23 protein-coding genes are annotated in these 26,990 nt (G+C 53.7%); all 23 read left to right on the top strand.

All coding sequences use genetic code 11. The annotated features are described in order from the left end of the window. Positions 1-5: 5 nt before the first annotated feature. The 23 genes from DL346_RS12540 to DL346_RS12435 all read left to right on the top strand — a co-directional run bounded on the left by DL346_RS12540 (position 6) and on the right by DL346_RS12435 (position 26,977). Positions 6-773, top strand: a complete 768-nt coding sequence (locus DL346_RS12540; RefSeq protein WP_112882451.1) for an isoprenyl transferase — start codon at positions 6-8, stop codon at positions 771-773. A gap of 30 nt (positions 774-803) precedes the next feature. Further along, the gene (locus tag DL346_RS12535; protein WP_112882450.1) at positions 804-1,598 is read left to right on the top strand and encodes a phosphatidate cytidylyltransferase; all 795 of its coding nucleotides are present in this window, start codon (positions 804-806) and stop codon (positions 1,596-1,598) included. A 19-nt stretch (positions 1,599-1,617) separates the two neighbouring features. Continuing rightward, the gene (locus tag DL346_RS12530) at positions 1,618-2,757 is read left to right on the top strand and encodes a 1-deoxy-D-xylulose-5-phosphate reductoisomerase (protein ID WP_112882449.1); all 1,140 of its coding nucleotides are present in this window, start codon (positions 1,618-1,620) and stop codon (positions 2,755-2,757) included. Between the two features lie 79 nt (positions 2,758-2,836). Further along, on the top strand, positions 2,837-4,117 hold the full coding sequence (gene rseP / locus DL346_RS12525; RefSeq protein WP_112882448.1) for an RIP metalloprotease RseP: 1,281 nt from the start codon (positions 2,837-2,839) through the stop codon (positions 4,115-4,117). Positions 4,118-4,124: 7 nt separating this feature from the next. After that, on the top strand, positions 4,125-5,573 hold the full coding sequence (gene proS / locus DL346_RS12520) for a proline--tRNA ligase (RefSeq protein WP_112882447.1): 1,449 nt from the start codon (positions 4,125-4,127) through the stop codon (positions 5,571-5,573). A gap of 88 nt (positions 5,574-5,661) precedes the next feature. Next, the gene (locus tag DL346_RS12515; RefSeq protein WP_112882446.1) at positions 5,662-9,969 is read left to right on the top strand and encodes a PolC-type DNA polymerase III; all 4,308 of its coding nucleotides are present in this window, start codon (positions 5,662-5,664) and stop codon (positions 9,967-9,969) included. 516 nt (positions 9,970-10,485) lie between these two features. Beyond that, positions 10,486-10,725, top strand: a complete 240-nt coding sequence (locus DL346_RS28800; RefSeq protein WP_133257529.1) for a hypothetical protein — start codon at positions 10,486-10,488, stop codon at positions 10,723-10,725. A 104-nt stretch (positions 10,726-10,829) separates the two neighbouring features. After that, complete coding sequence (rimP, locus tag DL346_RS12510; protein ID WP_112882445.1) at positions 10,830-11,291, top strand: ribosome maturation factor RimP; 462 nt, start codon at positions 10,830-10,832, stop codon at positions 11,289-11,291. Between the two features lie 65 nt (positions 11,292-11,356). Next, entirely contained in the window at positions 11,357-12,454 is a 1,098-nt protein-coding gene (nusA, locus tag DL346_RS12505; protein WP_112882444.1) for a transcription termination factor NusA, read from the top strand. Positions 12,455-12,481: 27 nt separating this feature from the next. Then, a complete protein-coding gene (gene rnpM, locus DL346_RS12500) occupies positions 12,482-12,799 on the top strand; it encodes an RNase P modulator RnpM (RefSeq protein ID WP_112882443.1) in 318 nt (105 codons plus the stop codon). Continuing rightward, positions 12,780-13,115, top strand: a complete 336-nt coding sequence (locus tag DL346_RS12495) for a L7Ae/L30e/S12e/Gadd45 family ribosomal protein (RefSeq protein ID WP_420849556.1) — start codon at positions 12,780-12,782, stop codon at positions 13,113-13,115. Before rnpM ends, DL346_RS12495 begins: the two co-directional genes overlap by 20 nt. Next, positions 13,108-16,026, top strand: a complete 2,919-nt coding sequence (gene infB / locus DL346_RS12490; protein ID WP_112882441.1) for a translation initiation factor IF-2 — start codon at positions 13,108-13,110, stop codon at positions 16,024-16,026. Before DL346_RS12495 ends, infB begins: the two co-directional genes overlap by 8 nt. A 7-nt stretch (positions 16,027-16,033) precedes the next feature. Then, positions 16,034-16,387, top strand: a complete 354-nt coding sequence (rbfA, locus tag DL346_RS12485) for a 30S ribosome-binding factor RbfA (RefSeq protein WP_112882440.1) — start codon at positions 16,034-16,036, stop codon at positions 16,385-16,387. Beyond that, positions 16,384-17,394 carry a DHH family phosphoesterase gene (locus DL346_RS12480; protein ID WP_112882439.1) on the top strand — a complete coding sequence of 337 codons (1,011 nt, stop codon included), beginning with the start codon at positions 16,384-16,386 and terminating at the stop codon, positions 17,392-17,394. The genes rbfA and DL346_RS12480 overlap by 4 nt, the downstream gene beginning before the upstream one ends. After that, a complete protein-coding gene (gene truB, locus DL346_RS12475; protein ID WP_338066301.1) occupies positions 17,391-18,314 on the top strand; it encodes a tRNA pseudouridine(55) synthase TruB in 924 nt (307 codons plus the stop codon). Before DL346_RS12480 ends, truB begins: the two co-directional genes overlap by 4 nt. Before the next feature lie 28 nt (positions 18,315-18,342). Then, positions 18,343-19,296, top strand: a complete 954-nt coding sequence (locus DL346_RS12470; RefSeq protein ID WP_112882438.1) for a bifunctional riboflavin kinase/FAD synthetase — start codon at positions 18,343-18,345, stop codon at positions 19,294-19,296. A gap of 165 nt (positions 19,297-19,461) precedes the next feature. Beyond that, positions 19,462-19,731 carry a 30S ribosomal protein S15 gene (rpsO, locus tag DL346_RS12465; RefSeq protein WP_112882437.1) on the top strand — a complete coding sequence of 90 codons (270 nt, stop codon included), beginning with the start codon at positions 19,462-19,464 and terminating at the stop codon, positions 19,729-19,731. Between the two features lie 240 nt (positions 19,732-19,971). Beyond that, positions 19,972-22,077: a polyribonucleotide nucleotidyltransferase gene (pnp, locus tag DL346_RS12460; RefSeq protein ID WP_112882436.1), complete on the top strand. Its 2,106-nt coding sequence runs from the start codon at positions 19,972-19,974 to the stop codon at positions 22,075-22,077. A 138-nt stretch (positions 22,078-22,215) separates the two neighbouring features. Beyond that, entirely contained in the window at positions 22,216-23,211 is a 996-nt protein-coding gene (locus tag DL346_RS12455; RefSeq protein WP_112882435.1) for a polysaccharide deacetylase family protein, read from the top strand. A gap of 73 nt (positions 23,212-23,284) precedes the next feature. Next, the gene (locus tag DL346_RS12450) at positions 23,285-24,550 is read left to right on the top strand and encodes a M16 family metallopeptidase (RefSeq protein ID WP_112882434.1); all 1,266 of its coding nucleotides are present in this window, start codon (positions 23,285-23,287) and stop codon (positions 24,548-24,550) included. Next, positions 24,495-24,974 carry a dUTP diphosphatase gene (gene dut, locus DL346_RS12445; protein WP_112882433.1) on the top strand — a complete coding sequence of 160 codons (480 nt, stop codon included), beginning with the start codon at positions 24,495-24,497 and terminating at the stop codon, positions 24,972-24,974. Before DL346_RS12450 ends, dut begins: the two co-directional genes overlap by 56 nt. 519 nt (positions 24,975-25,493) lie before the next feature. Beyond that, positions 25,494-26,393 (top strand): dipicolinate synthase subunit DpsA, encoded by a 900-nt coding sequence (gene dpsA / locus DL346_RS12440; protein ID WP_112882432.1) that lies wholly within the window; start codon positions 25,494-25,496, stop codon positions 26,391-26,393. Further along, a complete protein-coding gene (locus DL346_RS12435; protein ID WP_112882431.1) occupies positions 26,390-26,977 on the top strand; it encodes a dipicolinate synthase subunit B in 588 nt (195 codons plus the stop codon). The genes dpsA and DL346_RS12435 overlap by 4 nt, the downstream gene beginning before the upstream one ends. Positions 26,978-26,990: the final 13 nt, after the last annotated feature.

Below are 26,990 nucleotides of genomic sequence, written 5' to 3'. Positions count from 1 at the left end.
AGCATGTGTTACAGCGACTAAAGGCTTTATTCGGAAAAGCGTCTGCGAAACCGACTTCGCCGGCGCTTGATCCGGAAGCCATCCCGAAGCATATTGCCATCATTATGGACGGCAACGGCCGATGGGCCAAAAACCGCGGATTGCCTAGAATGGCCGGTCATCACTCCGGCATGAAGACGGTTAAGCGGATCACAATGGCTGCGGACCGGCTTGGGGTTAAATATTTGACGCTCTATGCTTTCTCTACGGAGAATTGGAAACGGCCGAAGGCCGAAGTGGAATTTCTAATGAAGCTGCCGCAGGAATTTCTCTCCATTGAGCTGAAAGAGCTCATCGAGAATAACGTGCAGGTTCGCATGATGGGGCATAAGGGAGATTTGCCGGACCATACGTTGAAAGCGGTCGAAGAGGCAATCGCCCAAACCGCTAACAATGACGGTTTGGTTCTCAACTTTGCCTTGAATTACGGCAGCCGCAAAGAAATGATCGAAGCGGTACGAGATATTGGGCAAGCGGTTAGCGAAGGCAAGCTTTCGCCGGCGGATATCGATGAATCCACGATGGAGGCTCATCTTCTTTCAGCAGGCATCCCGGATCCGGATTTACTGATCCGTACTAGCGGGGAGCTTCGGCTGAGCAACTTTATGCTTTGGCAGCTCGCTTATAGCGAGATGTGGTTTACAGACGTTTATTGGCCTGAGTTTACCGAAGAGCATTTTTACGAAGCCGTCCGTGAATATCAGCGGCGCGGCCGACGCTACGGCGGACTGTAAAATCGGCCTTACTGGAGCGTGTCCTTTCAGGTGAAACAACGAATTATTACCGGCCTCATTGGCGGAGCGGCATTTATATTTTTAACTGTTCTCGGCGGATGGTTTTTCTTTGCACTCCTCCTTTTACTTGCCGTTATCGGATTTAAGGAATATGCGCGGATGAATGGCGTCTCCGCCACGCATCCGTTGTCTTTAATCGGGTTTGCGGGGATGCTGGTTCTATTCATTCCATGGGATGAAATTGGACTGGAGTCGCCTGCAGCGATACATACGCTATGGTTGCTGCTATTTCTGCTGCTTGCGGTTACCGTTCTGACGAAAAATGCGATCACGATAGACGGAGCCGCTTTGATGCTGCTCGGCGCTTTATATGTAGGTTACGGTTTTCATGCGATGTTTGAGGTCCGCAACGCGGAATCGCATGGCCTGCTGACGACATGCATGGCGTTCGGTGCGATCTGGGCGTCCGATATCGGAGCCTATTTTACTGGGCGAGCGATCGGAAAACATAAGCTGTGGCCATCCATTAGCCCAAACAAAACAATTGAAGGCTCGATTGGCGGTATTGTGCTCGCACTTGCCATCGCAGTCGTTTTTGCATTGGTTTATCCCGATGTCATTACCATCAGCCGGGCTTTGCTCATCGGTCTGACCGCGGCTGTTGCAGGCCAGTTGGGAGATTTGATTCAGTCGGCTTACAAACGGATTCGAGGAATCAAGGATACCGGTGCTTTATTGCCTGGACATGGCGGCGTACTCGACCGCTGCGACAGCTGGCTGATCGTATTTCCGCTGCTCGTTATGACCGATTTGCTTCCGTTATGAACATGAGGAGGCCCCACCATTGAAAAAAATTACGATTCTCGGTTCCACCGGTTCGATCGGGACGCAAACCCTGGATATTCTCAGTCATGAACCCGAACGGTATCAGGTTGAAGGCTTGGCTGCCGGAAATAACCTGCGGCTGCTGATTGAACAAGCGAACCGGTACAAGCCCAAGAGCGTCTGTTTATCGACGAAAGAGCTGGCGGATGAAGCTCGCGGTCATCTTCCGCTTGGTACGAAAGTGTTGTATGGGAACGAAGGCTTGATCGAGCTTGCTGCAGATAGCGAAGCGGATACGGTCGTGACGGCTATCGTTGGAAGCAGAGGGCTGGAGGCGACTCTCGCAGCTATCGATGCCGGCAAGCACATTGGACTTGCCAATAAAGAAACACTCGTTACTGCCGGCCATATCGTGATCAGAAGAGCGGAGGAGCGCGGGGTTTCAATCCTGCCGATCGACAGTGAGCATTCCGCGATCTTTCAATGCTTGAACGGAGAGAGACGCAGCGACGTTCGCCGGATTACGTTAACCGCATCAGGCGGTTCGTTTCGTGATCGCAAGCGGTCCGAATTGGAGGGCGTAACGGTTGAACAAGCGCTCAACCATCCGAACTGGTCGATGGGCGCCAAAATTACGATCGACTCCGCGACGATGGCAAACAAAGGCCTCGAGGTTATAGAAGCCCATTGGCTTTTTGATCTGGCTTACAATCAAATCGATGTTATCATTCATCCGGAGAGCATCATTCATTCGTACGTCGAATTTGTCGATCATAGCATTATTGCGCAGCTCGGGCTTCCGGATATGCGCGTGCCGATCCAATACGCTTTGACGTACCCGGAACGCAGGCCGACGCCGACGGAATCGCTTAACCTGGCCAAGCTCGCCGCGCTTCATTTCCGCGAAATGGATTTCGACCGTTATCCATGTCTGCGTTTCGCTTACGAGAGCGGACAAGCGGGCAAATCCGCTCCAACCGTATTCAATGCGGCAAATGAAACGGCCGTGGCCAGGTTCTTGGCAGGCGAGATAACGTTCCTGGAGATCGAATCGGTCATCGCGACCGTGTTGGATCGGCATCAGATCGTGGATGTGCCGGATGTAGCTTCGATCGCTGCCGTGGATGCCTGGGCAAGGAGAGAAGCGGCGAGCATCTAACCGTTGGTTCTCTTGTATCGAACGGGAGAATAATGATAATCTAAGTACAGGCCGTTACGAACAGGAGGCGAGGGGAACGATGCATATGATTCAAGTCGTCTTTTTGACGGTAATGGTCTTCTTCGTTATCGTGACCATTCATGAATGGGGTCACTTTTATTTTGCGAAGCGAGCCGGCATATTGGTAAGGGAGTTTGCGATCGGGTTTGGCCCGAAGCTGTTCTCCATCAAACGCGGTGAAACGAGGTATACCCTTCGGCTCGTTCCGGCAGGCGGATTCGTGCGCATGGCCGGCGAAGACCCGGAGCTCATCGAGATTCACCCCGGACAAACCGTTGCCGTGCGGGTGAAGGACAATAAAGTGACGCGCATTTACTTGGACCGGTTGGATGATCGGAGCAATGTGGTGCGCGGCGAAGTCGAGACGATCGATATCGAACGCAGGCTGAAGCTTGCTCTAAACGCGGACGGGATTACGGATTCCTACGATGTTCATCCGCAAGCGCTGATGATCAGCAAAGGCAAAGAGACGCAAATTGCGCCGATTGACCGTCAATTCGGCAGCAAAACCGTCGGGCAACGGGCTCTGGCGATCGTAGCCGGACCGGTGATGAATTTTGTGCTGGCTTTTGTGCTGTTTGGGCTCTATTTCCAAATGGCGGGCGTTCCGATGGAGAATCCGGATAAGCTGCTCATCGGCAGCGTTGTGGAAGGAATGCCGGCTGCCAAAACCGATCTGCGCGTAGGCGATGTGATCGATAGCGTGAACGGTGAGAAGATCGGCGGCGATTCCGCCAAAATGATCGACCTGATCAGCAAGTCGGTAAACGTGCCGCTTGTGTTCAACGTCATTCGCGACGGGAAGCCGATATCCTTCAAAATTACGCCGAAGCCGGATCCGGCGACAGGCGTCGGCAAGCTCGGCATCCAGGCAGCTGTGCCAACGCGCTCCGTTACGTTCGTCGAAACGTTCACGTTCGCAGGCAAAGCGATGAAGAACATGACGATCATGATTTTTGACGGATTTAAGAAACTGATCCTCGGCGATTTCAAGATGGAGGATCTTGGCGGACCGGTGCGGACTGCCCAGGTGACAAGCCAAATCGCGAATGAAGGCATCGTTCAGCTGACGTCATGGGTCGCTGTGCTGAGCCTGTATTTGGGGATCTTTAACCTGCTGCCGATTCCGGCGCTGGATGGAAGCCGCTTGGTCTTCCTAGGCTTTGAAGCAATACGCGGCCGTCCGGTTGATCCGAACCGCGAGAGCATGGTGCATTTTATCGGCTTTGCGATGCTGATGCTGCTCATGCTGGCCGTTACCTATAATGATATTTTGCGATTGGTACGAGGGGAGCACTGAGTCGGTCATGTCGAAAGATAAGCAGTTCGTTACGGAAATTACGCCGCAGAACGAGGATTTTTCGCGGTGGTATATCGATGTTATCAAAAAAGCGGAATTAATGGATTACTCGCCTGTGCGCGGCTGTATCGTATTCCGTCCGGAAGGCTTCGAAATTTGGGAGCATATGAAGGATGAGTTGGACCGCAGGTTCAAGGAAACCGGCCACCGCAACGCGTACTTCCCGATGTTCATTCCGGAGAGCTTCTTCTTGAAGGAGAAAGAGCACGTCGAAGGCTTCAATCCGGAGCTGCCGTGGGTAACGGAAGCGGGCGGCGAGAAGCTGGAGGAGCGGCTCGCGATCCGTCCGACCTCGGAAACGATTATCGGCCATATGTACGCGAAATGGATTCAATCGTACCGCGATTTGCCGGTCTTGATCAATCAATGGGCGAACGTCGTGCGCTGGGAGAAGCGGACGCTGCCGTTCCTGCGGACGACCGAGTTTCTGTGGCAGGAAGGCCATACGGCTCATGAAACGGAAACGGAAGCACGCGAAGAGACAAGCCGGATGCTTGAGATTTACCGTGATTTTTGCGAGAATTACCTGGCCATTCCGGTTATCATGGGGCAGAAGACGCCTTCCGAGCGGTTTGCCGGCGCGGTAGATACGTATTCCATCGAAGCGATGATGAGAGACGGCCGCGCCGTTCAAGCGGGTACTTCTCATTATCTTGGCAACAAGTTTGCAGTCGCGTTCGACATTAAGTATTTGGATCGCGAAAACACGCAGCAGTACGTGCACACCACGTCATGGGGCGTTTCGACGCGTCTGATGGGCGCCATGATCATGGTGCATGGCGATGACCGAGGTCTTGCGCTTCCGCCGAAGGTAGCGCCTACGCAGGTCATCATGATTCCGATCGGCCCTCCTAAGACGCGCGAGCAAGTCGTTGGCCGTGTGGACGAGCTGTACGCCGAGCTGAAAAAAGCAGGCATCCGCGTGAAGGTGGATGACCGCAGCGATGTAAGTCCGGGCTGGAAATTCAACGAATACGAAATGCGCGGCGTACCGGTCCGCTTGGAGCTTGGACCTCGTGACATGGAGAATGGACAAGTCGTTCTCGTTTCACGGATTACCGGCGAGAAGCGCATCGTTCTTCAAAGCAATTTGAAGGAAGAAATTGATCGTATGCTGCAAGAGACGCATAATGATATGCTTGAGCGTGCAATGCAATTCCGTGCGGAGCACTCCTATTCCGTCGGGACGCTCGATGAAATGAAGTCGCTCTTTGAAGAGAAACGCGGCTTCGCACTAGCAGGATGGTGCGGATCGGACGCATGCGAGGCTCAGGTGAAGGAAGAAACGGGCGCAACGAGCCGTAACATTCCGTTCGAGCCTGCGGAGCATAAAACATCATGTCTGGTGTGCGGCGAGAAAGCCGAGCACTCGGTCGTGTTTGCACGGGCGTACTAATCGCCTGCTGCAAGGGAGTAAAAAGGGAATAAACGGCTGTATTCGCTTTAGAGCGGCGACAGCCGTTTCTTTTTGGGGGAGGAACAATATGAACCAAACCGGGGAAAAGCGGCAACGGTTCGAGCTGCTGATGAAGCAGGCAGAACTTCCGCAGCAATTGATGGCTGAGCATTTCAGCGATGGGTATATAGACCGAGTAATCGTAAGCCGGAGTAACCGGGAATGGACGTTTTGCATCGTGAAGACGGCCTTGGTTCCTTTACCGGCTTTTACTGTTTTTTGCCGCGCGGTTGTCTCGAAATTCGCTCATATTGCGCAAATCTCGTTTCAGTTCCAGTTTGGCGGCGAAGTGCGGAAGTACGAAGTGATTCAAGAATACTGGCCGGCTTTCTTGGAGTGGCTGCTGCATAGCAATCCGACCGTAAACGGCTGGATCAGCAAGTCGAAGATGGACGTCGAAGGCGAGCTTGTCACGATCCAATTGATGGACGAGATGGGCCTTGAGCTTGCGAAGAAGAAAAAGATCGATGAGCTGGCGGTTGAGTTCTTCAAACGGCAGTTCGCAATAACTTGCCGCGTGAAAATGGTTGTAGCCGAATCCAATCAAGAAGCATATGAGCAGTTCACCCAGAAGCGGATCCAAGAAGAGCGGGAAGTTATCGAACAGATGATGACGGCTCCGGCGCCGGAAGCGCCAACCGTCGAGGAAGGCGATGTTCGCCTCGTGATTGGATACGATATTCGCGATGAAGCCGTGCCGATCATGAACATTATCGAGGAAGAGAAGAAGATTACGGTGCAAGGCGCCGTTTTCGGACTGGATGAGAAAGAGCTTCGCAACGGCAGCACGCTGTTTACGTTTAACGTGACCGACTTTTCGGATTCGATTGCGATGAAGATGTTCGCCAAGACGAAGGAAGACGTTAAAGTATTGAAGCAGCTGGCTAACGGCAAATGGATCAAAGCGCGCGGCCGCGTTGAATACGATCGCTTCATGATGGAGCCGGAGCTTGTCATGATGCCTTCCGACCTCCATGAGGTAGTTGCGCCTAAAGAGGCGAAGGACGATGCGGAAGAGAAGCGCGTCGAATTCCATTTGCACACGACGATGAGCACGATGGATGCGGTGACGTCCGTGGATGCCTACATCAAGCAAGCGGCTAAATGGGGGCATAAAGCGATCGCGATTACGGATCACGGCAATGTTCAGTGCTATCCCGAGGCGGCCAAGGCTGCGAAGAAGCATGGGGTTAAAGCATTGTTCGGCCTGGAAGCGAACATCGTCAACGATGCCGTTCCGATGGTCATGAATTCTCGCGAGGAATCCATGCAGTCCGCGGTATACGTCGTATTCGACGTCGAGACGACCGGTCTGTCCGTCGTAAACAACAAGATTATCGAGCTTGCGGGCGTGAAGATGCACGAGGGCAAGGAAATCGGCCGTTTCTCCACCTTCATTAATCCGCATGAACAAATTCCGTACAACATTCAGCAGCTGACTAATATTACGAATGAAATGGTTCAGGATGCGCCGGAGCTTGGTCCGAAAATCCATGAGTTCATCGAATTTATCGGCGATGCCGTGCTGGTCGCCCACAATGCGCGGTTCGATATGGGCTTTATCCAGGCGGCTTGCAAGCTGCACGGCCTTCCTGAAGTGAAAAATCCGGTTCTCGATACGCTGGAGCTAGCCCGCTTCCTGCATCCGGCGATGAAGAACCACAGGCTGAATACGTTAGCGGATAAATATAAAATTTCGCTCGAAAACCATCACCGCGCAATCGATGATTCCATCGCGCTCGGCGGCGTTCTGTTCGGTCTCGTCAACGATGCGGCGGCGCGCAACATTACTGGCCTTCATATGTTGAACGACTATGTCGGCCTTGACCTGTCGAACATGCGTCCGTTCCACAGCTGCATATATGCGCTGAACGGTACCGGCAAGAAAAACTTGTTCAAGCTGATCTCATTGTCTCATACGGAACATTTTAAGCGTGTTGCAATCATTCCTAAGAGTAAATTAACAGAACTGCGCGAAGGTTTGCTGGTGGTCTCGGGCTGCGAGAAGGGCGAGTTCTTCGAAGCTGTTATGAACAAGTCGATTGAAGAAGCCGAAGAGGTTGCCCAGTATTACGATGTTCTGGAAATCCAACCAATCGACTTCTATATGCATCTGGTCGAAAAAGGCTTTGTAGCGAGCCGCGCCGAAATCGAGCAGGCGATCCGCCGCGTGTGCGAAATCGGCGACAAGCTCGGCAAGCCGGTCATCGCCACGGGCAACGTCCATTACTTGCTGCAGCGGGACAAGCTGTTCCGCGATATTACGATCCATGGCATTACCGGCTTTAGCCCGCTGAAGGATATCCGCAAACCGGATGCCCATTTCCGCACGACGAAGGAAATGCTGCAGGAGTTCTCGTTCCTCGGGGAAGCCCGCGCTTACGAAGTCGTCGTCAAGAACACGTCGGAGCTGGCGGACCGGTTCGAGCCGTTCGATATGTTCCCGCCGAAGCTTTTCGTTCCGATCCTGGAAGGCGCCGACGACGAGATGCGCGATACGTGCTACGACACGGCACGGAGGTTATACGGCGAACCGCTGCCCGACGTTGTCGTCGAGCGGCTGGAGCGGGAGCTTGTGCCGATTACGAAGGCGGGCTTTGCAGCTAACTATTTGATCTCGGCTAAGCTCGTTAAGAAATCGAATGAAGACGGCTATCTGGTCGGTTCCCGTGGTTCCGTAGGTTCGTCCATCGTAGCGACGTTCCTCGGCATATCGGAGGTAAACCCGCTGCCTGCGCATTATACGTGCCTGAACGAAGCGTGCAAGTACAGCGAATGGTTCCTGGACGGCAGCTACCCGAGCGGCTTCGACCTGCCGGACAAGATATGCCCGAATTGCGGTCAACCGTTGAAAGGAGAAGGGCAGGATATTCCGTTCGAGACGTTCCTCGGCTTTAAAGGCGATAAAGTTCCCGATATCGACTTGAACTTCTCCGGCGAATATCAGGCGGTTGCCCATAACTTCACCAAGATCATGTTCGGCGCCGAGAACGTGTTCCGTGCCGGAACGATCGGTACGGTCGCGGAAAAGACGGCCTATGGCTTCGCGAAGAAATACGAAGAGGAATACGGCAAAAAATGGCGCGGCGCCGAGCTGGCGCGGCTTGCCAACGGATGTACCGGCGTCAAGCGAAGCACCGGGCAGCATCCAGGCGGCATCGTCGTCGTGCCGGACTATATCGAGGTCGAGGATGTAACGCCGGTTCAGTATCCGGCGGATGATCTGAGCGCCGAGTGGAAAACGACCCATTTTGACTATCACGCTTTCGAGGACAACCTGCTTAAGCTCGATATACTCGGACACGATGATCCGACGATGATGCGGATGCTGCAGGATTTGACCGGCGTCGATCCGACGACGATCCCGATGAACGATTCGAAGGTCATGAGCATGTTCAGCTCGACCGATGCGCTTGGCGTTATGCCGGATCAAATCCGGTCATCCGTCGCCACTTACGGCGTTCCGGAGATGGGCACGAAGTTCGTGCGCCAGATGTTGGAGGAAACGAAGCCATCGACCTTTGCGGACTTGCTGCAAATTTCGGGCTTGTCCCACGGTACCGGCGTTTGGCTTGGCAATGCGCAAGAGCTGATCAAGAACCGCACCTGTACGATCAAGACCGTTATCGGGTGCCGTGACGATATTATGCTTTACTTGATTTACAAAGCGGGCATGGATGCGGGGCTTGCCTTTAAAATCACCGAGAGCGTGCGTAAAGGCCGTGGCCTGACGCCGGAGTGGATCGAGGAAATGAAGCGCTGCAAGGTGCCTCAATGGTACATCGATTCCTGTCTCAAGATCGAGTACATGTTCCCGAAAGCCCACGCGGCCGCTTATGTAATTTCGGCGGTTCGTACGGCATTCTTCAAACTGTACTACCCGATCGCCTACTACGCGACGTACTTCTCGATCCGGGCGGAGGATTTCGATTTGGAGCTGCTCTGCAAGGGCTACGATGCCATCCTGAAGCGGTTGATTGAGATCGAGGCAAAGGGTTTCAGCGCGACGCCGAAAGAGAAAAACAGCGTATCCTTGCTTGAGATGGCGCTGGAGATGACGGCTCGCGGCTTCTCCTTCAAGCCGGTCGATCTGTACCGTTCGGAAGCGACGCGGTTCATCATCGACGGCAGCTCGATCATCCCGCCGTTCGGCGCGATCAGCGGCATCGGCGAGAACGCGGCGCGCAACATCGCGGCCGCCCGCGATTTCGGCGAGTTCCTGTCCGTTGAAGACTTCCAGCAGAAGTCGAAAGCGACCAAAACGATCGTCGAAGTACTGACGCAAATGGGCTGCTTCCGGGGCTTGCCGGAGTCGAATCAACTGTCATTGTTTTAGGTTTCATATACGGTTTTGAGCAATTATTCTATTGTGCCGCATATGTGTTAGCTCCGCTAACGAATTGTATAGTGCCTATTTGGCCGAAAAAGGCTTTACTTTTGAGCTAACGAATTCCAGCGATGTTATTTGGCCTGAGTCGGGTGATTGCTAGCATTTTGGAGCAAATAACGATTCCTCAATTCGTTAGCTGGCCAACAACTAACGATTGATTACAAATAAGCAATACTGAGTTCGTTACAATTGGGGCTGAAGTTGCCGGAAGACCTAGGCAGCTTCGGCCTCTGCCTTTCCCGCGCCGGTAAGCGAGGGGGAGAAGGGAGTGGAGTTCGAGGTGCAGCCGGAGAGTTTACGTGCCGCCTTTGAACCCGGGATGCAACCTTGCTGAAGATCAATCCAGCATCCCGGGTTCAACAGCGGCCGCAGGCGCACCTCGAACGGAGCGGACGCGCGCCGAGCGCGCCGAGCGCCCCCTCCAGCATCCTGGGTTCAACAGTGGCCGCAGGCGCACCTCGAATGGAGCGACCGCGCGCCGAGCGCGCCGAGCGCGCCGAGCGCATCCTCCAACAGCGGCCGCAGGCGCACCTCGAACGGAGTGATCGCGCCCAGAGCGCACTCTCCAGCGCCGCCCGTATTGTCACCACATCATGGTTATGCTATAATCTTTTTGGTAATGCTGATGATACGACCTTTTCGCAGAAGAGTGGGGAAACCCACTCTTTACGTTTTGTCTGCACCTTTTTACCTATACGATGAAGGCAGAAGCAGTCTGCAATAGGGTGACATTCGGCTGAAAATTTAAAACTGACAGTTCGCCGCCTCTGATGTGGCGCATAGCTGCAGTAGGAGGTACATGTTTTTTGAGCACATCCAAAATCAAAACCGCTGTTGAGGAAATGGTTAAACCGTATCTCGACGAACATGGATTTGAACTCGTTGACGTGGAGTACGTCAAAGAAGGAAGCAACTGGTTCCTTCGCGTCTACGTCGACAAAGAAGGCAACATCGACATTGATGAATGCGGCCGGATCAGCGAATATTTGAGCGAGAAGCTCGATGAGAACGATCCGATCTCCGATGCGTACTTTCTCGAAGTGTCCTCGCCTGGGGCGGAACGTCCGCTCAAGAAGCCGGAGGATGTCCGCAGAGCGGTCGGCAAGCATGTCTATGCTACGACCTATGAGCCGGTTGGCGGCTTGAAAGAGTTTGAAGGCACACTCCTCTCGTTTGACGGAGAAGAGATCGTCATCGAAATCGGCAAGAAGAAGCACACCATTCCTTATACCAAGGTAGCAAGCGCCCGTTTAGCCATCGTTTTCTAAGAAAGAAGGCGAGCGGCTTGATGATAACGTTAGGGTAACCAGTCGAAAGGGGGAACTCATTTCCAATGAGCATGGATTTTATTGAAGCATTGTCGGAAATCGAAAGAGAGAAAGGGATCAGCAAAGATATTTTGCTGGAAGCGATTGAAGCAGCCTTGATCTCGAGCTACAAACGCAATTTTAATACCGCCCAGAACGTACGTGTAGATATCAACCGGTTTACGGGCGTCATCAAAGTATACGCGCGCAAAACCGTAGTTGAGGACGTGCTGGACCCGCGCCTCGAAATTTCGGTGGAAGCGTCCCGCGAAATTAACCCGCACTACCAGCTGGACGATATCGCGGAGATCGAAGTAACGCCTCGCGACTTCGGCCGGATTGCGGCGCAAACGGCTAAACAGGTCGTGACGCAGCGCATTCGCGAAGCCGAACGCGGCCTGATCTACAATGCCTTCATCGATAAAGAAGAAGACATCGTAAACGGGATCGTACAACGTCAAGACGTGCGCAACCTGTTTATCGACCTAGGCAAAGTCGAGGCGGTTCTGCCGTTGACGGAATTGATGCCTACGGACAAATTCAAGCACGGCGACCGCGTGAAATCGTTTATTACCAAGGTGGAAAATACGACGAAAGGCCCGCAAATCTTCCTTTCCCGTACGCATCCGGGCCTGCTGAAGCGTCTGTTTGAACTGGAAGTGCCGGAAATCTACGACGGTGTCGTAGAGATTCGCTCCGTCGCGCGCGAAGCGGGCTTCCGTTCCAAGATCGCGGTTCATTCCCGCAACCCTGAGGTAGATCCGGTAGGTTCGTGCGTAGGGCAAAAAGGAATGCGCGTGCAAACGATCGTGACCGAGCTCAAGGGCGAGAAAATCGACATCGTCCGCTGGTCGGAAAACGTGGAAGAATACGTCGCCAATGCGCTTAGCCCTTCCAAAGTCATCGAGGTTATCGTGTATGAGCAAGAGAAGATGGCGCGCGTCATCGTGCCGGATTACCAGCTGTCGCTCGCGATCGGCATCAAGGGCCAGAACGCCCGTTTGGCGGCGAAGCTGACCGGCTGGAAGATCGACATTAAGAGCGAAACGCAGGCCGAGCAGGAGTTTGGCCGCCCGAAATCGCCGATGAGCACGATGCATCAGGATTCCGTCTCCATCGACTAACCGTTTTATGCTGAGGGGGGATGACCGGTGAGACCTAGAAAAATTCCGCTGCGCAAATGCGTGGCATGCCAGCAAATGATGGCGAAGAAAGAGCTGATCCGCGTCGTTCGGACGCCGGATGAAGCGGTTTTGATCGATTTGACGGGGAAAAAGGCAGGCCGCGGCGCCTATCTGTGCGGCAAAGTCGCATGCTTCAAGCTCGCCAAGAAGAGCAAAGCGCTCGACCGGGCGTTAAAACATGCGGTAGGTTCCGAGATTTATGATCAGCTCGAGCAGGATTTTATCGCGGTAGAGGATACGTTTAACGCAAATAAGGATGAGATGGATGACGAGGACGAAGCATAAAGCGCTCCAAATGCTGGGCATGGCCATGCGGGCCGGTAAGCTCGTAACAGGGGATGAAACGGTCCTAAAAGCGGTCCAGCAAGGCAAGGCGAAACTTGTCATAGTTGCCGGTGATGCATCAGATAATACGAAGAAGAAGTTCCGGGACAAATGTGCCTCCTACAAGGTCAAACACGTAGAAGCATTCGACCGAATTACGCTTGGGGAAGCAATCGGCAAGTCTGAGCGGGTGCTTCTTGGTGTAACCGACTCCGGCTTTTCCAATAGTATTGCACAGAGCTTAACTGAACCTTCGGAGGTGGAGTATATTGACTAAACAACAAGACAAAGACAAATTACGAGTCTATGAATACGCAAAGTCATTGAATATGAGCAGCAAAGAAATCATTACGATCCTGAAACGCCTCAATCTTCCCGTAAACAATCATATGAGCGTGATGGAGAACGAAATGGTTTCCAAAGTGGAAGGCTTCTTCCGCGACATCAAAGCGAATGCAGCCGCGAAACGCGCCCAGGAGAGCGCGACCGTGTCTGCAGCCGCTCAGTCCAATCGCCAGCAGCAGGGTCAACCGGAGCGCAAACCGCAGCCGAGCACGAATGCCGCAGCGCAGGGACAAGGACAGGTAAACAAAAATACTCAGGAACAGCAGGGGAATATGAATATAACAAATACACAAGCACCTGGCACGAACGCAGCTTCGTCTGCGGATACTGCGGCCAAGCAGGCTAACAGCCAAGCTCAAGCATCCGACGCAAACACGCCATCGACGACTAACACTCAGCCTGCGCAACAACATTCGAACAACCAGCAGCGTCCGCAAGGTCAAGGCTACCAAGGCAATCGCCCGCAGGGCGGCCAAGGCGGCGGCTACCAAGGCAACCGTCCGCAAGGCGGTCAAGGCGGCGGCTACCAAGGCAACCGTCCGCAAGGCGGTCAAGGCGGCGGCTATCAAGGCAACCGTCCGCAAGGCCAAGGCGGCCAGGGCCAACGTCCGCAAGGCGGTCAAGGCGGCGGCTATCAAGGCAACCGTCCGCAAGGCGGTCAAGGCGGCGGCTACCAAGGCAACCGTCCGCAGGGCCAAGGCGGCCAGGGTCAACGTCCGCAAGGCGGTCAAGGCGGCTACCAAGGCAATCGTCCGCAAGGCGGTCAAGGCGGCGGTGGCGGCTATCAAGGCAACCGTCCATCGGGTCAAGGCTCGTCGAATCAAGGCGGCGGCCAAGGCGGCTTCCGTTCGGCTCCGCCAGCGCAGCAGCAGCAGCAGCCTAGCCGTAACAATGCACCGGCGAGGTCTTTTGATTCCCGCGGAACGTCCGACGATCACGCGAAGAAGAGAAACAACCCTAAGTCCGCGAACAACAACTACGGCTCGAAAAAAGGGTTTGACGATAATCGTACGGGCAATTTCAAGAACCGCGGCGGCAAGAACAACCGCGGCAGAGGCCAACAGCCTGAGCGCAGAGAGAAAATCGACAATACGCCGAAGAAAATCATCGTCCGCGGTGAAGTCACGGTTGGCGAATTAGCGAAATTGCTGCATAAAGACGCTTCCGAAGTCATTAAGAAGCTCATTACGCTGGGCGTTATGGCGACGATCAACCAAGAGGTTGACCTGGATACCGTTCAACTGATCGCAGCGGAATACGGCGTTGAAGTCGAAGTGAAAATTCCGGTGGAAGAAGACGCATTTGAGACAATCGAAGAGAAGGACGAAGAAGCTACGCTCGAAACTCGTCCGCCGGTTGTTACGATTATGGGTCACGTCGACCACGGTAAAACGACGCTGCTCGATGCGATTCGCCATACTAGCGTAACGAGCGGCGAAGCTGGCGGCATTACGCAGCATATCGGCGCGTACCAAGTCGAAATTAACCACAAGAAAATTACGTTCCTCGATACGCCGGGTCACGAAGCGTTTACGCTCATGCGTGCCCGCGGCGCACAAGTTACAGATATTACGATCATCGTTGTTGCGGCGGACGACGGCGTTATGCCTCAGACGGTCGAAGCGATCAACCATGCCAAAGCGGCAGGCGTTCCGATAATCGTGGCCGTCAACAAAATCGATAAGCCTGGCGCGGATCCGGACAAAATCAAGCAAAGCTTGACCGAGTACCAGCTAGTACCGGAAGAGTGGGGCGGCGACACGATCTTCGTCAACGTTTCCGCTAAGCAGCGAATCAACCTGGAAGAACTGCTTGAGATGATTCTGCTCGTTGCCGAAGTCAACGACTACAAAGCTAATCCGAACAAGCGTGCCCGCGGTACGGTTATCGAAGCTGAGCTTGACAAAGGCAAAGGTCCGGTCGCGCGCGTTCTGGTTCAGCACGGTACGCTTAAAATCGGCGATGCTTTCGTTGCAGGCAACTGTTTCGGCCGCGTTCGCGCCATGGTTAACGATAAAGGCCGCCGTCTCAAAGAAGCGGGCCCAAGCACGCCGATCGAGATTACGGGCTTAACGGAAGTACCGCAAGCCGGCGATCCGTTCCTCGTGTTCGAGGACGAGCGCAAAGCGCGCGCCATTGCGGAGCGCCGTGCGATCAAGCAGCGTCAATCCGAACTTGGCGCAAACTCGAGAGTAACGCTCGAAGATTTGTACAATCATATTAAAGAAGGCGAGATCAAAGATCTAAACGTCATCATCAAGGCCGACGTACAAGGTTCCACGGAAGCGTTGAAAGGCTCGCTTGCCAAGATCGATATCGAAGGCGTTCGCGTCAAGATCATCCACAGCGGCGCAGGCGCGATCACCGAGTCCGATATCAACCTTGCAGCGGCGTCCAGCGCTATCGTAATCGGCTTCAACGTTCGTCCGGAGCCGCAGGCGCTTGCAACGGCCGAGCAGGAGAAGGTCGATATCCGTCTGCATAACATTATTTATAACGTGATCGACGAAATCGAGCACGCTATGAAAGGGATGCTGGATCCGGTCTACAAGGAAGTCGTCATCGGCCAGGCAGAAGTACGCAATATTTTCAAAGTCACCAAGGTCGGTGTTATTGCAGGCTGCATGGTTACTTCCGGCAAAATCACGCGGAATGCCAAAGCTCGCTTGATCCGCGGCGGCATCGTAGTTTTCGAAAGCGAGATCGAATCGCTCAAACGGTTCAAGGATGATGCGAAAGAAGTCGCGCAAGGCTATGAATGCGGCATAACGCTCGATAAGATGAATGACATCAAAGAAGGAGACATCATCGAGGCTTATGTCTTGGAAAGCGTAGAGAGGTGATTAACCTATGGCTAAAGTCCGCGTAGGACGTGTAGGTGAGCAAATCAAGAAAGAACTGAGCCAGCTGATCCAAACTGAACTCAAAGATCCGCGCATCGGTTTCATTACCGTAACCGGCGTGGATTTGACCAACGACCTGTCGCAAGCGCGCGTTTATCTAAGCGTGCTCGGCAGCGAGGAGCAGAAAGAAGAAACGCTGAAGGCACTAGCCCGCGGTACCGGTTTCCTCCGCTCGGAGCTCGGCAAACGGATTCGCTTCCGCCATACGCCGGAGCTGTTGTTTAAATTCGACAGCAGCATCGAGTACGGCAGCAAGATCGAAGCGCTCCTGCACACCATTAATGACGGGAGCGGCAAATGACCGCGGCGAAAGCCGCGGCCTTTCCGGCCGCATACAACAACCAGCTGCAAGCTGCGCTTGATTTCATACGGGACGGCAATCGGTTTCTTGTCGTCTCGCATGTTCAGCCGGACGGCGACGCGATCAGCTCAACGCTGACGGTCGGCTGGCTTCTCCGGCAATTAGGCAAGCAAGCTGTCATGATGAATGAAGGCGCCGTACCGGTTCGTATGCAGTTCCTGGATGCTTCGGCGGAAATCGTGAACTACAGCAAGCAGCTGCCGAACGAAACCTACGACCGGATCATCGCGATCGATTGCGCGGATTCCCGCCGGATCGGACGCGTGAAAGAGATATTTGCCGAATCCGCTCAACTGCTTAATATCGATCATCATCCGACCAACGATGCGTTCGGCACGGTTAATCTCATTCGGGTCGATGCTGCCGCGACGGTCGAGATCCTTTACGATCTCATTGAGTTCGGAGCGATCCCATTTAACCGTGAAGCGGCAACCGCCATTTATACCGGATTACTTACTGATACCGGAGGCTTTCGTTATTCCAATACGACGCCAAGGGTCATGCAAGCCGCCTCGCGCATGCTGGAGGAAGACGTTGCGGGCCATTGGATCGCGAATCATTTGCTCGAGCAAATGACCAAGCCGCAGCTGCTGCTCTTGCAGCGCGGATTAAACCGGCTGGCGTTCTCGGACGATAACCGGATCGCCTGGCTCTATGTCGCTTTCGCCGATATGGCGGAAACAGGCGCGGTAGGCGACGATCTCGAAGGCCTCGTCAATTACGCGCTTAATGTAGAAGGCGTGGATGTCGGCATTTTGTTTAAAGAAACCGAGAACGGCGACGTGAAAGTCAGCATGCGTTCCTCTGGGAAAGCCGACGTTGCGGCGATTGCGCAATCGTTTGGCGGCGGGGGGCATGTCCGTGCGTCCGGCTGCCGTCTGGAACAGCCGATGCAGGATGCGATGTCGACCGTCATCCAAGCCGTAAGCGAGGCGCTGAACCCATGATGGATGGCATTTTGGCAGTCTGGAAACCGGCCGGCTGGACGTCGCACGACGTTGTCGCGAAGGTCAGAGGCATCACGAAGGTCAAGCGGATCGGCCATACAGGAACGCTTGATCCTGCCGTTACCGGCGTGCTTCCGCTTTGTATCGGACGGGCCACGCGAGTGGTTGAATACGTGCAGGAACGGCCTAAAAGCTATGAAGCGGTGATGCAGTTCGGACTGGCGACCGATACCGAGGACTTGACCGGTAACGTCACCAAAGAACTCCCTTCCGTGGAATTGTCCGAATCGGAGATCCGGCGCGTCTTGGCTTCGTTTATCGGCGAAATCGAGCAGGTGCCGCCAATGTACTCGGCTGTCCGCGTAGACGGCAAGCGGTTGTACGAGCTGGCTCGGGAAGGCCAAGTCATCGAGCGGAAAACCAGAAAGGTGACGATTTATTCACTGGATCTGCTGGACATGCAGCTTGACCAGCCGCATCCGACGATCCGATTCTCGGTGGAATGCTCGAAAGGGACCTATATCCGAACGCTATGCGTCGATATCGGACAAGCGCTGGGCGTGCCCGCGGTCATGGCGCAGCTGACTCGAACGATGTCGGGGGGATTTTCTAAAGAGCAGTGTTTGACGCTGGATCAAATTGCAGAGCTTCATGCAGCCGGCGAGCTGGAGGGGAAGCTGACGCCGTCCGATGTGGCGCTTGATCACTTTCCGCGCGCGACCGTAAGCATGGAGAATGTACAGCGTGCATTCCAAGGGAAGCGGATCTATCTGAATGCTCTACTTGAGCATGAAGCCTTTGGGCCGAACTCGATTATCCGCGTCTACGGCGTAGACGATTCCTTCGTCGGGTTGTTCCAGCAGGACGAAGAATCGGCAACGCTTAAAGCTGTCAAGGTGTTTACCAAGACAGGAGAATAGCGAAGAACATAAAGCAGGTGTGACTGCAGTGGAAATTATCTCTCTTCATTATCCGATTGCTTCGTCCTCGGCAGTGCTGACGGCCGTTCCCAAGACGCTGGCGATCGGGCATTTCGATGGCGTGCACCGCGGCCATCAAAATGTGATCCGCCGCGCGATGGAAGCGGCCAGGGCTGCGGGATTGGAAGGGGCGATTATGACCTTTCATCCCCACCCGAAGGAAGTGCTGGGACAAAGCGGCCATTATACGACGAGCCTAACGCCGCTCGAAGAGAAGCTGGAGCGTTTTCGTAAACTGGGTGCGCAAACCGTCTATATCATGAATTTCGATTTAACTTTTGCCGGCGTCACGCCGGCCGAGTTTGTCGATTTCGTCCTGCGTCCGCTGCAGGTGAAGAAGGCGGTTGTCGGTTTTGACTTCACCTTCGGAGCCAAGGGGGCGGGCAAGCCGGAAACATTATGGGCGCTTGGCGAACCTGATATCGAGGTGGAAATCGTGGATCCTTTCATGCAAGGCGGCAACAAGGTAAGCAGCACGCTCGTCCGGGAAGCATTATCGGAAGGTCGTCCCGAGGCAGCGGCTCAGCTTCTCGGCGAACCGTACCTCGTACGCGGAACGGTTGTTCATGGCGAAGGGCGGGGGCGGACGATCGGCTTTCCGACTGCGAACATCCGTCAAGACGCAGCATTTGTCGTTCCAAGGATGGGCGTTTATGCCGTCATCGCAGAAGTCGATGGCGAAAGACAGCCGGCCGTTCTGAATATCGGCATGAAGCCGACGTTCCATGACAAGCTGCCTGAGCCTGTTATGGAAGCGCATCTGCTTGATTACAGCGGCGATTTATACGGCAAACCGATCACGGTTCGTTTCATTGCCTTTTTGCGCACCGAGAAGAAGTTCGGCTCGATTGACGAGCTGATCGCGCAAATCAGATCCGATGCCGAACAAGCGCGATCCATATTAGCTGCTAAGAATAAGTAGAGGCTCGGCATTTACTTCTTGCAGACAGTTATGGTATACTCTAAATCGTTGCGTAATCAAACTCTAAATCGACTCAACGCGACAATTGAACCTTAGCTTGGCCGGCCGATTTTCACCGACGACGGCGAGGCTAACGGCGATTATGATTGAAGGAGGTGAATATGGATGGCACTTACACAAGAGCGTAAACACCAATTGATCGACGAGCACAAAACCCACGCGAACGATACCGGTTCACCGGAAGTTCAAATCGCTATCCTGACGGAAAACATCGTCAACTTGACAGATCATCTTCGGACGCACAAGAAAGATCACCACTCGCGCCGCGGTCTGCTCAAAATGGTTGGTCAACGCCGTAAACTGTTGGCTTACTTGAAAAACAAAGACGTACGACGTTATAGCGCATTGATCGAAAAACTCGGCCTTCGCCGATAATAGATGCGGGGATAAAAGCAACCTGGTTGTTAAGCCGCCCGGGATTCCGGGCTCAGCTTCACTGGGTTGCTTTTTGTAAATGATTCATACATAACCGGTTTTGAATAGCTCCATACGGAGCTTTTCTTATAGATTTTTTTACAGAAGGATTTGGCAAGCGAGTTCACGAATGGAAATTACGGATCCGGCAGTCGAGTATCCCGGGGGGATGCAGCGGCGAGCCGGCATAGGAGGATTAATATGCTGCATCGTGTAGAAACAACACTAGGCGGCCGGCCGCTCGTTCTGGAGACGGGCCGATTAGCTAAGCAAGCGAACGCAGCGGTTACCGTCAAGTATGGTGAAACCGTTGTATTATGTACGGTCGTTTCTTCGAGCGAACCGAAAAACCTAGACTTCTTCCCGCTTACGGTCAATTATGAGGAGCGACTTTACGCGGTAGGTAAAATTCCAGGCGGTTTTATCAAGCGCGAAGGCCGTCCGAGCGAAAAGGCGATCCTTGCGAGCCGCTTGACGGACCGTCCGATTCGCCCGTTGTTCCCGGAAGGGTTCCGCAATGAAGTGCAAATCGCAAACATCGTAATGAGCGTTGACCAAGACTGCTCGCCGGAAATTGCGGCGATGATCGGTACGTCCGCGGCGTTGACCATTTCCGATATTCCGTTTAACGGACCAATCGGCGGCGTCATCGTCGGCCGGATTGACGGACAATTCATCATTAACCCGACTGTTGAACAAGAAGCGAAAAGCGATGTCTACGTCGTGGTTGCCGGCACGAAAGACGCTATCATGATGGTGGAAGCCGAAGCGAACGAAGTACATGAGGATGTTATGCTGGAAGCGATCATGTTCGGTCATGACGAAATCAGGCGTATCGTGGCATCCTTGGAAGAGCTGCAAGGCCTTGCAGGCAAGCCAAAGGTCGAAGTGAAGCTGCATGCCGTGGACGAGGCCGTCAATGAGGCTGTTCGCGCGTACGCAAAGGATCGCTTGGTAGAATCCGTCCGGATCGCGGAGAAGCATGCCCGGCAAGATGCGATTGATGCCGTAAATGCGGAAACGGTTGCGCATTTCGAAGAAGTTTTCGCGGAAACTCCGGAACTGCTCGGCGATGTGAAAGAAGTTCTGTACGATATCGTGAAAGAAGAAGTCCGCCGATTGATTACGCATGACAAGGTGCGTCCGGATGGACGAGCTCTTAGCGAAATCCGTCCGATCGAATGCGATGTCGCACTGCTTCCTCGCACGCACGGCTCCGGCCTGTTCACGCGCGGGCAAACCCAAGCGCTAAGCATCTGTACGCTCGGGGCGCTGGGCGATGTGCAGATTCTAGACGGCATCGATTTAACGGAAACGAAGCGGTTCATGCATCACTATAACTTCCCGCCGTTCAGCGTTGGGGAAGCAAGACCGCTGCGTCCTCCCGGCCGCCGCGAAATCGGCCATGGCGCTCTCGGCGAGCGCGCGCTTTCCAAAGTCATTCCAAACGAAACTGAATTCCCATATACGATCCGTCTCGTATCCGAAGTGTTGGAGTCGAACGGTTCCACCAGCCAAGCGAGCATTTGCGCAAGTACGCTGGCAATGATGGATGCTGGCGTACCGATCAAAGCGCCGGTTGCCGGCATTGCAATGGGTCTGATCAAAGACGGCGATCACTTCTCCATCCTGTCCGATATTCAAGGCATGGAAGATCACCTCGGCGACATGGACTTTAAAGTTGCCGGCACGGCAGCGGGCGTAACCGCGATCCAAATGGACATCAAGATCGACGGGATCGACCGCGCGATTCTATCGCAATCGCTGGAGCAAGCCCGCATAGGCCGCATGCATATCCTTGGCAAAATGACCGAAGTGATGCAAGCGCCGCGTTCGAGCCTGTCTCAGTACGCGCCTAAGATCGTCATCATGAAGATCCATCCGGACAAAATCCGCGACGTTATCGGCTCCGGCGGTAAAATCATCAATAAAATCATTGATGAAACCGGCGTAAAAATCGATATCGAGCAAGACGGTACCGTCTTTATCGCGTCTTCTAACGCGGAAGCGAACGAACGGGCGAAGCAAATCATCGAAGGCATCGTGCGCGAAGTCGTTGTAGGCGAGGTTTACCTCGGCACAGTGAAACGGATCGAGAAATTCGGCTGCTTCGTCGAAATTTTGCCGAACAAAGACGGATTGGTTCACATCTCCCAGCTCTCCACAGAGCGTGTGGCGAAAGTGGAAGACGTCGTGAAAATCGGCGATCAAATTACGGTCAAAGTAACGGAGATCGACCAACAAGGCCGCATCAACTTGTCCCGCAAAGCCGTATTGACGCCGGAAGTTCCTGCTCAGCAGTCCTAGGCAGCCTTAGCATTCGCAGCAAGCAAGAGACAGATGGTACATCTGTCTCTTTTTTTTATTGCATGTCGCATTCCGCGCTTCTTTTCATATTGTAGGCCGAGCCATAATATGATGAAGGAGAAGGGTGGGACAGCTTATATGAGGCTAAAGAAAGCGATCGTTATGGCGCTAGTCATGTGCGCGCTTTTATTGACTGTTAGACTGAACGGCCCGTTGTCGGAATACGTGGCCGCGATTAAGCATGGCCAGCGCGGATCTTTGGCGGAGGCTGTTTTTGCATCTTCGGGGGTTAATGCGAAGCTGATGGAGACGATCCAAGCCGAAGCGGCGAAGCGGCGGATTGCGCCGGTTGATGCCATAGTGGACCGGGTGTGGAAAGCGATTCCCGGCTACAACGGGTTGGAAGTGGACGTGGAAAAAACCTATCGGCTCATGGAGAACGCGCCTGAAAACGAGCCGATTAGATTCGTATATAAAGAAGTAGAACCTAAAGTCACCCTCGAATCGCTTGGCCGCCATCCCATTTATAAAGGGAATCCGAACAAGCCGATGGCAGCGCTAATGATCAACGTGGCCTGGGGAAATGAGTTTATACCGTCCATGCTAAGCACGCTGCGGAAAGAAAACGTGAAAGCGACGTTCTTTTTTGACGGCTCGTGGCTGAAGAAAAATACGGACGTTGCCAAGCAAATTCAGGCGGAAGGCCATGAAATTTCGAATCATGCTTATACACATCCCAATATGAGTCAACTTGACCGCCGTTCCGCATATAATCAAATTGCAAAGACCGAAGCGCTCCTTCAAGCCACACTGAAGGTGAAGAATCATTGGTTCGCGCCGCCTTCCGGCGATTTTAATCAGATGACTGTCGATGTTGCTGCGGAGCAAGGCCTGAAGACCGTGCTGTGGACGCTGGATACGGTGGATTGGATGCACCCGCCAGCCAGTTCGATCATCCGGAAAGTGCGTACTCGCGTCGAGCCGGGATCGCTTATTCTGATGCATCCAACGGATTCATCCAGCGCGGCGCTGGCGGGCATAATATCGGCCATTAAACAGAAAGGACTCATGCTGGGAACGGTCAGTGAGACGCTTTCCTCCAAAAGAACCTCGTTAGTTGAGGCAAGACCATAATTTTGTTATAGTGAAGTCATTGTATTTCTGCTTCGCCAGCAAAAGCAGCAGAAAACGTGTAGGAGGAACTCAATTGAATAACTATACTCTTAGCAATGGATTACGCGTCGTCGTGGAATACATACCGACCTTCCGATCGGTTTCGTTCGGCATTTGGGTCAAAACCGGATCGCGCAACGAGACGCCGGAAAACAACGGGATTTCCCATTTCATCGAGCACATGCTCTTTAAAGGCACGGAGCGCCATAGCGCCAAAGATATCGCAGATCTGTTCGACGGCATCGGCGGGAACGTGAATGCATTTACGGCTAAGGAATATACCTGCTATTTCGCCAAGGTGCTCGATCAGCACTTGCCGATCGCGGTGGATGCGCTTGCGGATATGTTTTTCAACTCGCTAATGGACGCTGCAGAGCTGGGTAAAGAGAAGAACGTCATCCTCGAGGAAATTTCGATGTATGAAGATACGCCTGACGATAAGGTGCATGACGAGGCCTCGCGCGCGGCATACGGCGATCATCCGCTGGCTTATTCCATTCTCGGACTTGAAGAGCGGCTGAGCGCAATGGACGGCAATTCCCTTAAAGACTACTTGAAGGCCCAATACCGTGTCGATAACACGGTCATTAGCGTCGCAGGCAATGTGGAAGAGAAGGCGTTGATTGAACTGCTCGAGAAACATTTTGGCAGCTTCAAGAACTCCGGTACGGAACTGGCAGTTACTACGCCAACCTTCAACGGGCAGTATCTGTTCCATAAGAAAAAAACCGAGCAGAACCATATCTGCATCACGTTCCCGGGCTGCTCGATTGCCGATCCTCAGCTGTATGCGATGATACTGCTGAATAATGCCGTTGGCGGAGGCATGAGCTCCAGGCTCTTCCAGGAAATCCGGGAAAAGCGCGGGCTAGCTTACTCCGTTTATTCGTATCATACTTCCTATGCGGACAGCGGGCTGTTTACGGTATATGCCGGCACGGCACCGAAGCAGACGAAAGAAGTGCTCGATCTCACGATTGCTCAGATGCACGATTTGGCCGTTAAAGGGCTGACTGATGCTGAGCTACACCGCGGCAAGGAGCAGCTGAAGGGCAGCTTGATTCTCAGCCTTGAGAGCACATCCAGCCGGATGAACAGGTTGGGGAAAAACGAGCTGATGCTGGGCCGCCACTACACGCTCGATGAGATGCTCCAGCGGATTGATTCTGTTGATATGAACGATATTCGTGAAGTTACGAAACGGATGCTAACCGTTCCTTTCGCGGTCGCGATGGTCGGCAGCAATGATAAAGCAGCAGCGTCGCTCGGGAGGGATTCGCTTGTTTCAAGTAGTATTTAAACGGCTGCCGGGCAATGAAGAGCTTGCCTTGCCCCGCAAAATGTCCGAACTTGCGGCCGGGTTTGATCTTCAAGCGGCGGTCATTGAGCCTGTCACGCTGAACCCTGGGGAGCGAAAGCTGATTCCGACGGGCTTTGCGATGGCGATGCCTGCTGAATTGGAAGCGCAAATCCGTCCACGCAGCGGACTTGCGTTTAAGCACGGCATCACATGTTTGAATTCGCCGGGCACGATTGATGCCGATTACCGCGGCGAAGTAAAGGTGCTGCTGGTCAACTTGGGGCAAGAACCATTCGTGATTGAACGGGGCGAGCGCATTGCGCAGATGCTGTTTCAGGTTGTGCCGGCCGTGCAAATTACCGAAGCGGATGAATTGCCTGATACGGTTCGCGGCGCCGGCGGCTTCGGACATACGGGCGTCTAAGCATTAATTTTTTATCTAGAGGAGCGCGGGCTATACCGCGCTCCTTTTTTGCTGCTCTCTCTCCGTAAAACGGGAGTGAAGCAGGTCGAATGATTCTGGAGGAGCGATAGCGTTCGCCTTTGTATTTGAATATCTTCCTTAGAGGGATGATTCAAGATAGTCGAATACAACAGCGACCGGAAGAACATTCGATTTGCGCAACGAGTTGGTTTACGCTCTTCACTCCATTCGATTTGCGCAACGAGTTGGTTTACGCTCTTCGCTCCATTCGCCCTGCGCAACGACCGTTTTCACACATCATCATTCACCCCGCTCTGGGCGAATGCATACGATGGTCTATAACCAAGTGCGCATGCTGTCCTTTGGGCTGCCTTGAAAACAAGGCGCCAAGGCAGTTGCAAAGGTACTGCCATTCTAGGCGTGAGCCGTGATAGATACCGCGCATTGATTGCAGCGATGCTGCAACGATCAGCGGCAGAACTCGCGCCTCGGTTGCAGTAAGAAAGGAGTGATACCCTTATGCTGACAGGGGTTCAGGTCTTGCTTCTTGGCGGTGACGCTCGAGGGCTGGAGGTCATCCGGAAGCTGACCGAGCTCGATGCATCGGTAACGGTAGCGGGCTTCGACCAGCTTCATTCCTCGCTGGATGGGGCGGTACGCGCAGAGCTTAGCGAAGAATTGTTCGCGAATATCGATGCGCTGGTGCTTCCGGCGGTAGGTACCGACGATGACGGGAAGATCGTCGCCGTTTTCAGTGACCGCGAGTTGAGTCTGACTGACGAGTATGTCGCACGGATACCGAAGCATTGCACGGTATATACGGGAATGGCGAAGTCTTATTTGAGGAATTTGTGCATGAAGCACGGTATCCGCCTCGTTGAGTTGTTCGACCGCGATGATGTCGCGATTTATAACTCGATTCCGACGGCCGAGGGAGCCGTCATGATGGCGATTCAAAACACGGACATCACCATCCACGGTTCATCCTGTATGGTACTCGGCATTGGCAGAACCGGGTTTACGTTGGCGCGGACGCTGCAAGGACTCGGGGCGAAAGTGAAGGTTGGCGTGCGCCGCGAGGAGCATTTTGCAAGAGCTTATGAGATGGGCTTCGAGCCTTTCTATCTCAAGCAACTGTTACATTATGTGGGTAATATTGACTTGCTTTTTAATACAATTCCGACTATGATAGTCACAGCGCAAATTATAGCCAATTTGCCATCGCGAGCGGTCATTATCGACCTCGCTTCGAAGCCTGGCGGAACGGATTTCCGCTTTGCCGAGAAGCGCGGCATTAAAGCATTGCTCGCCCCCGGCCTACCAGGAATCGTGGCACCCAAAACCGCTGGACGCATCATTGCGGATTGTTTAAGCCGATTGATTGAGGAAGATTCCAGGCAACGGGGGAATGGGCAATGAAATGGCAAGGCAAAACGGTGGGCTATGCGCTCTCCGGGTCTCACTGTACGTTTGCAGAAGTCATGCCGGTAATTAAGCGGTTTGTCGACGAAGGCGCGAATGTCGTTCCGATCGTGTCGCAAACGCTGATAACTACGGATACGCGGTTCGGTACCGCGGAAGAATGGCAGCGGCAGCTGAGGTCGATTACCGGAAACGAAATCATTTCGACAATCGTCGACGCGGAGCCCCTGGGGCCTTCCAAACTGCTCGACGTCCTTGTTATTGCGCCCTGCACGGGCAATACGACAAGTAAATTGGCCAATGCACAGACTGACGGACCCGTTCTGATGGCAGCGAAAGCGCAGATGCGCAACCAGCGCCCGCTTGTGCTCGCGATCTCGACGAACGACGGTCTTGGCTTGAACGCCGCTAATATCGCAAAGCTTTTAGTTTGCAAGAACGTTTATTTCGTTCCGTTTGGGCAGGATAATCCGATCCAGAAGCCTAACTCGCTTGTCGCCAAAATGGAGCTGGTGCCGGAAACATGCGAAGCCGCATTGCAAGGCAAACAGCTGCAGCCGTTGTTGGTCGAACGTACTTGAACTGAACTCAAGA

The organism is Paenibacillus montanisoli (genome assembly GCF_003268025.1).
Classification (GTDB): Bacteria; Bacillota; Bacilli; order Paenibacillales; family Paenibacillaceae; genus Paenibacillus_Z; species Paenibacillus_Z montanisoli.
The sequence above is the reverse complement of the archived record's forward strand: the minus strand, read 5'-3'. Positions and strand labels throughout refer to the sequence as shown.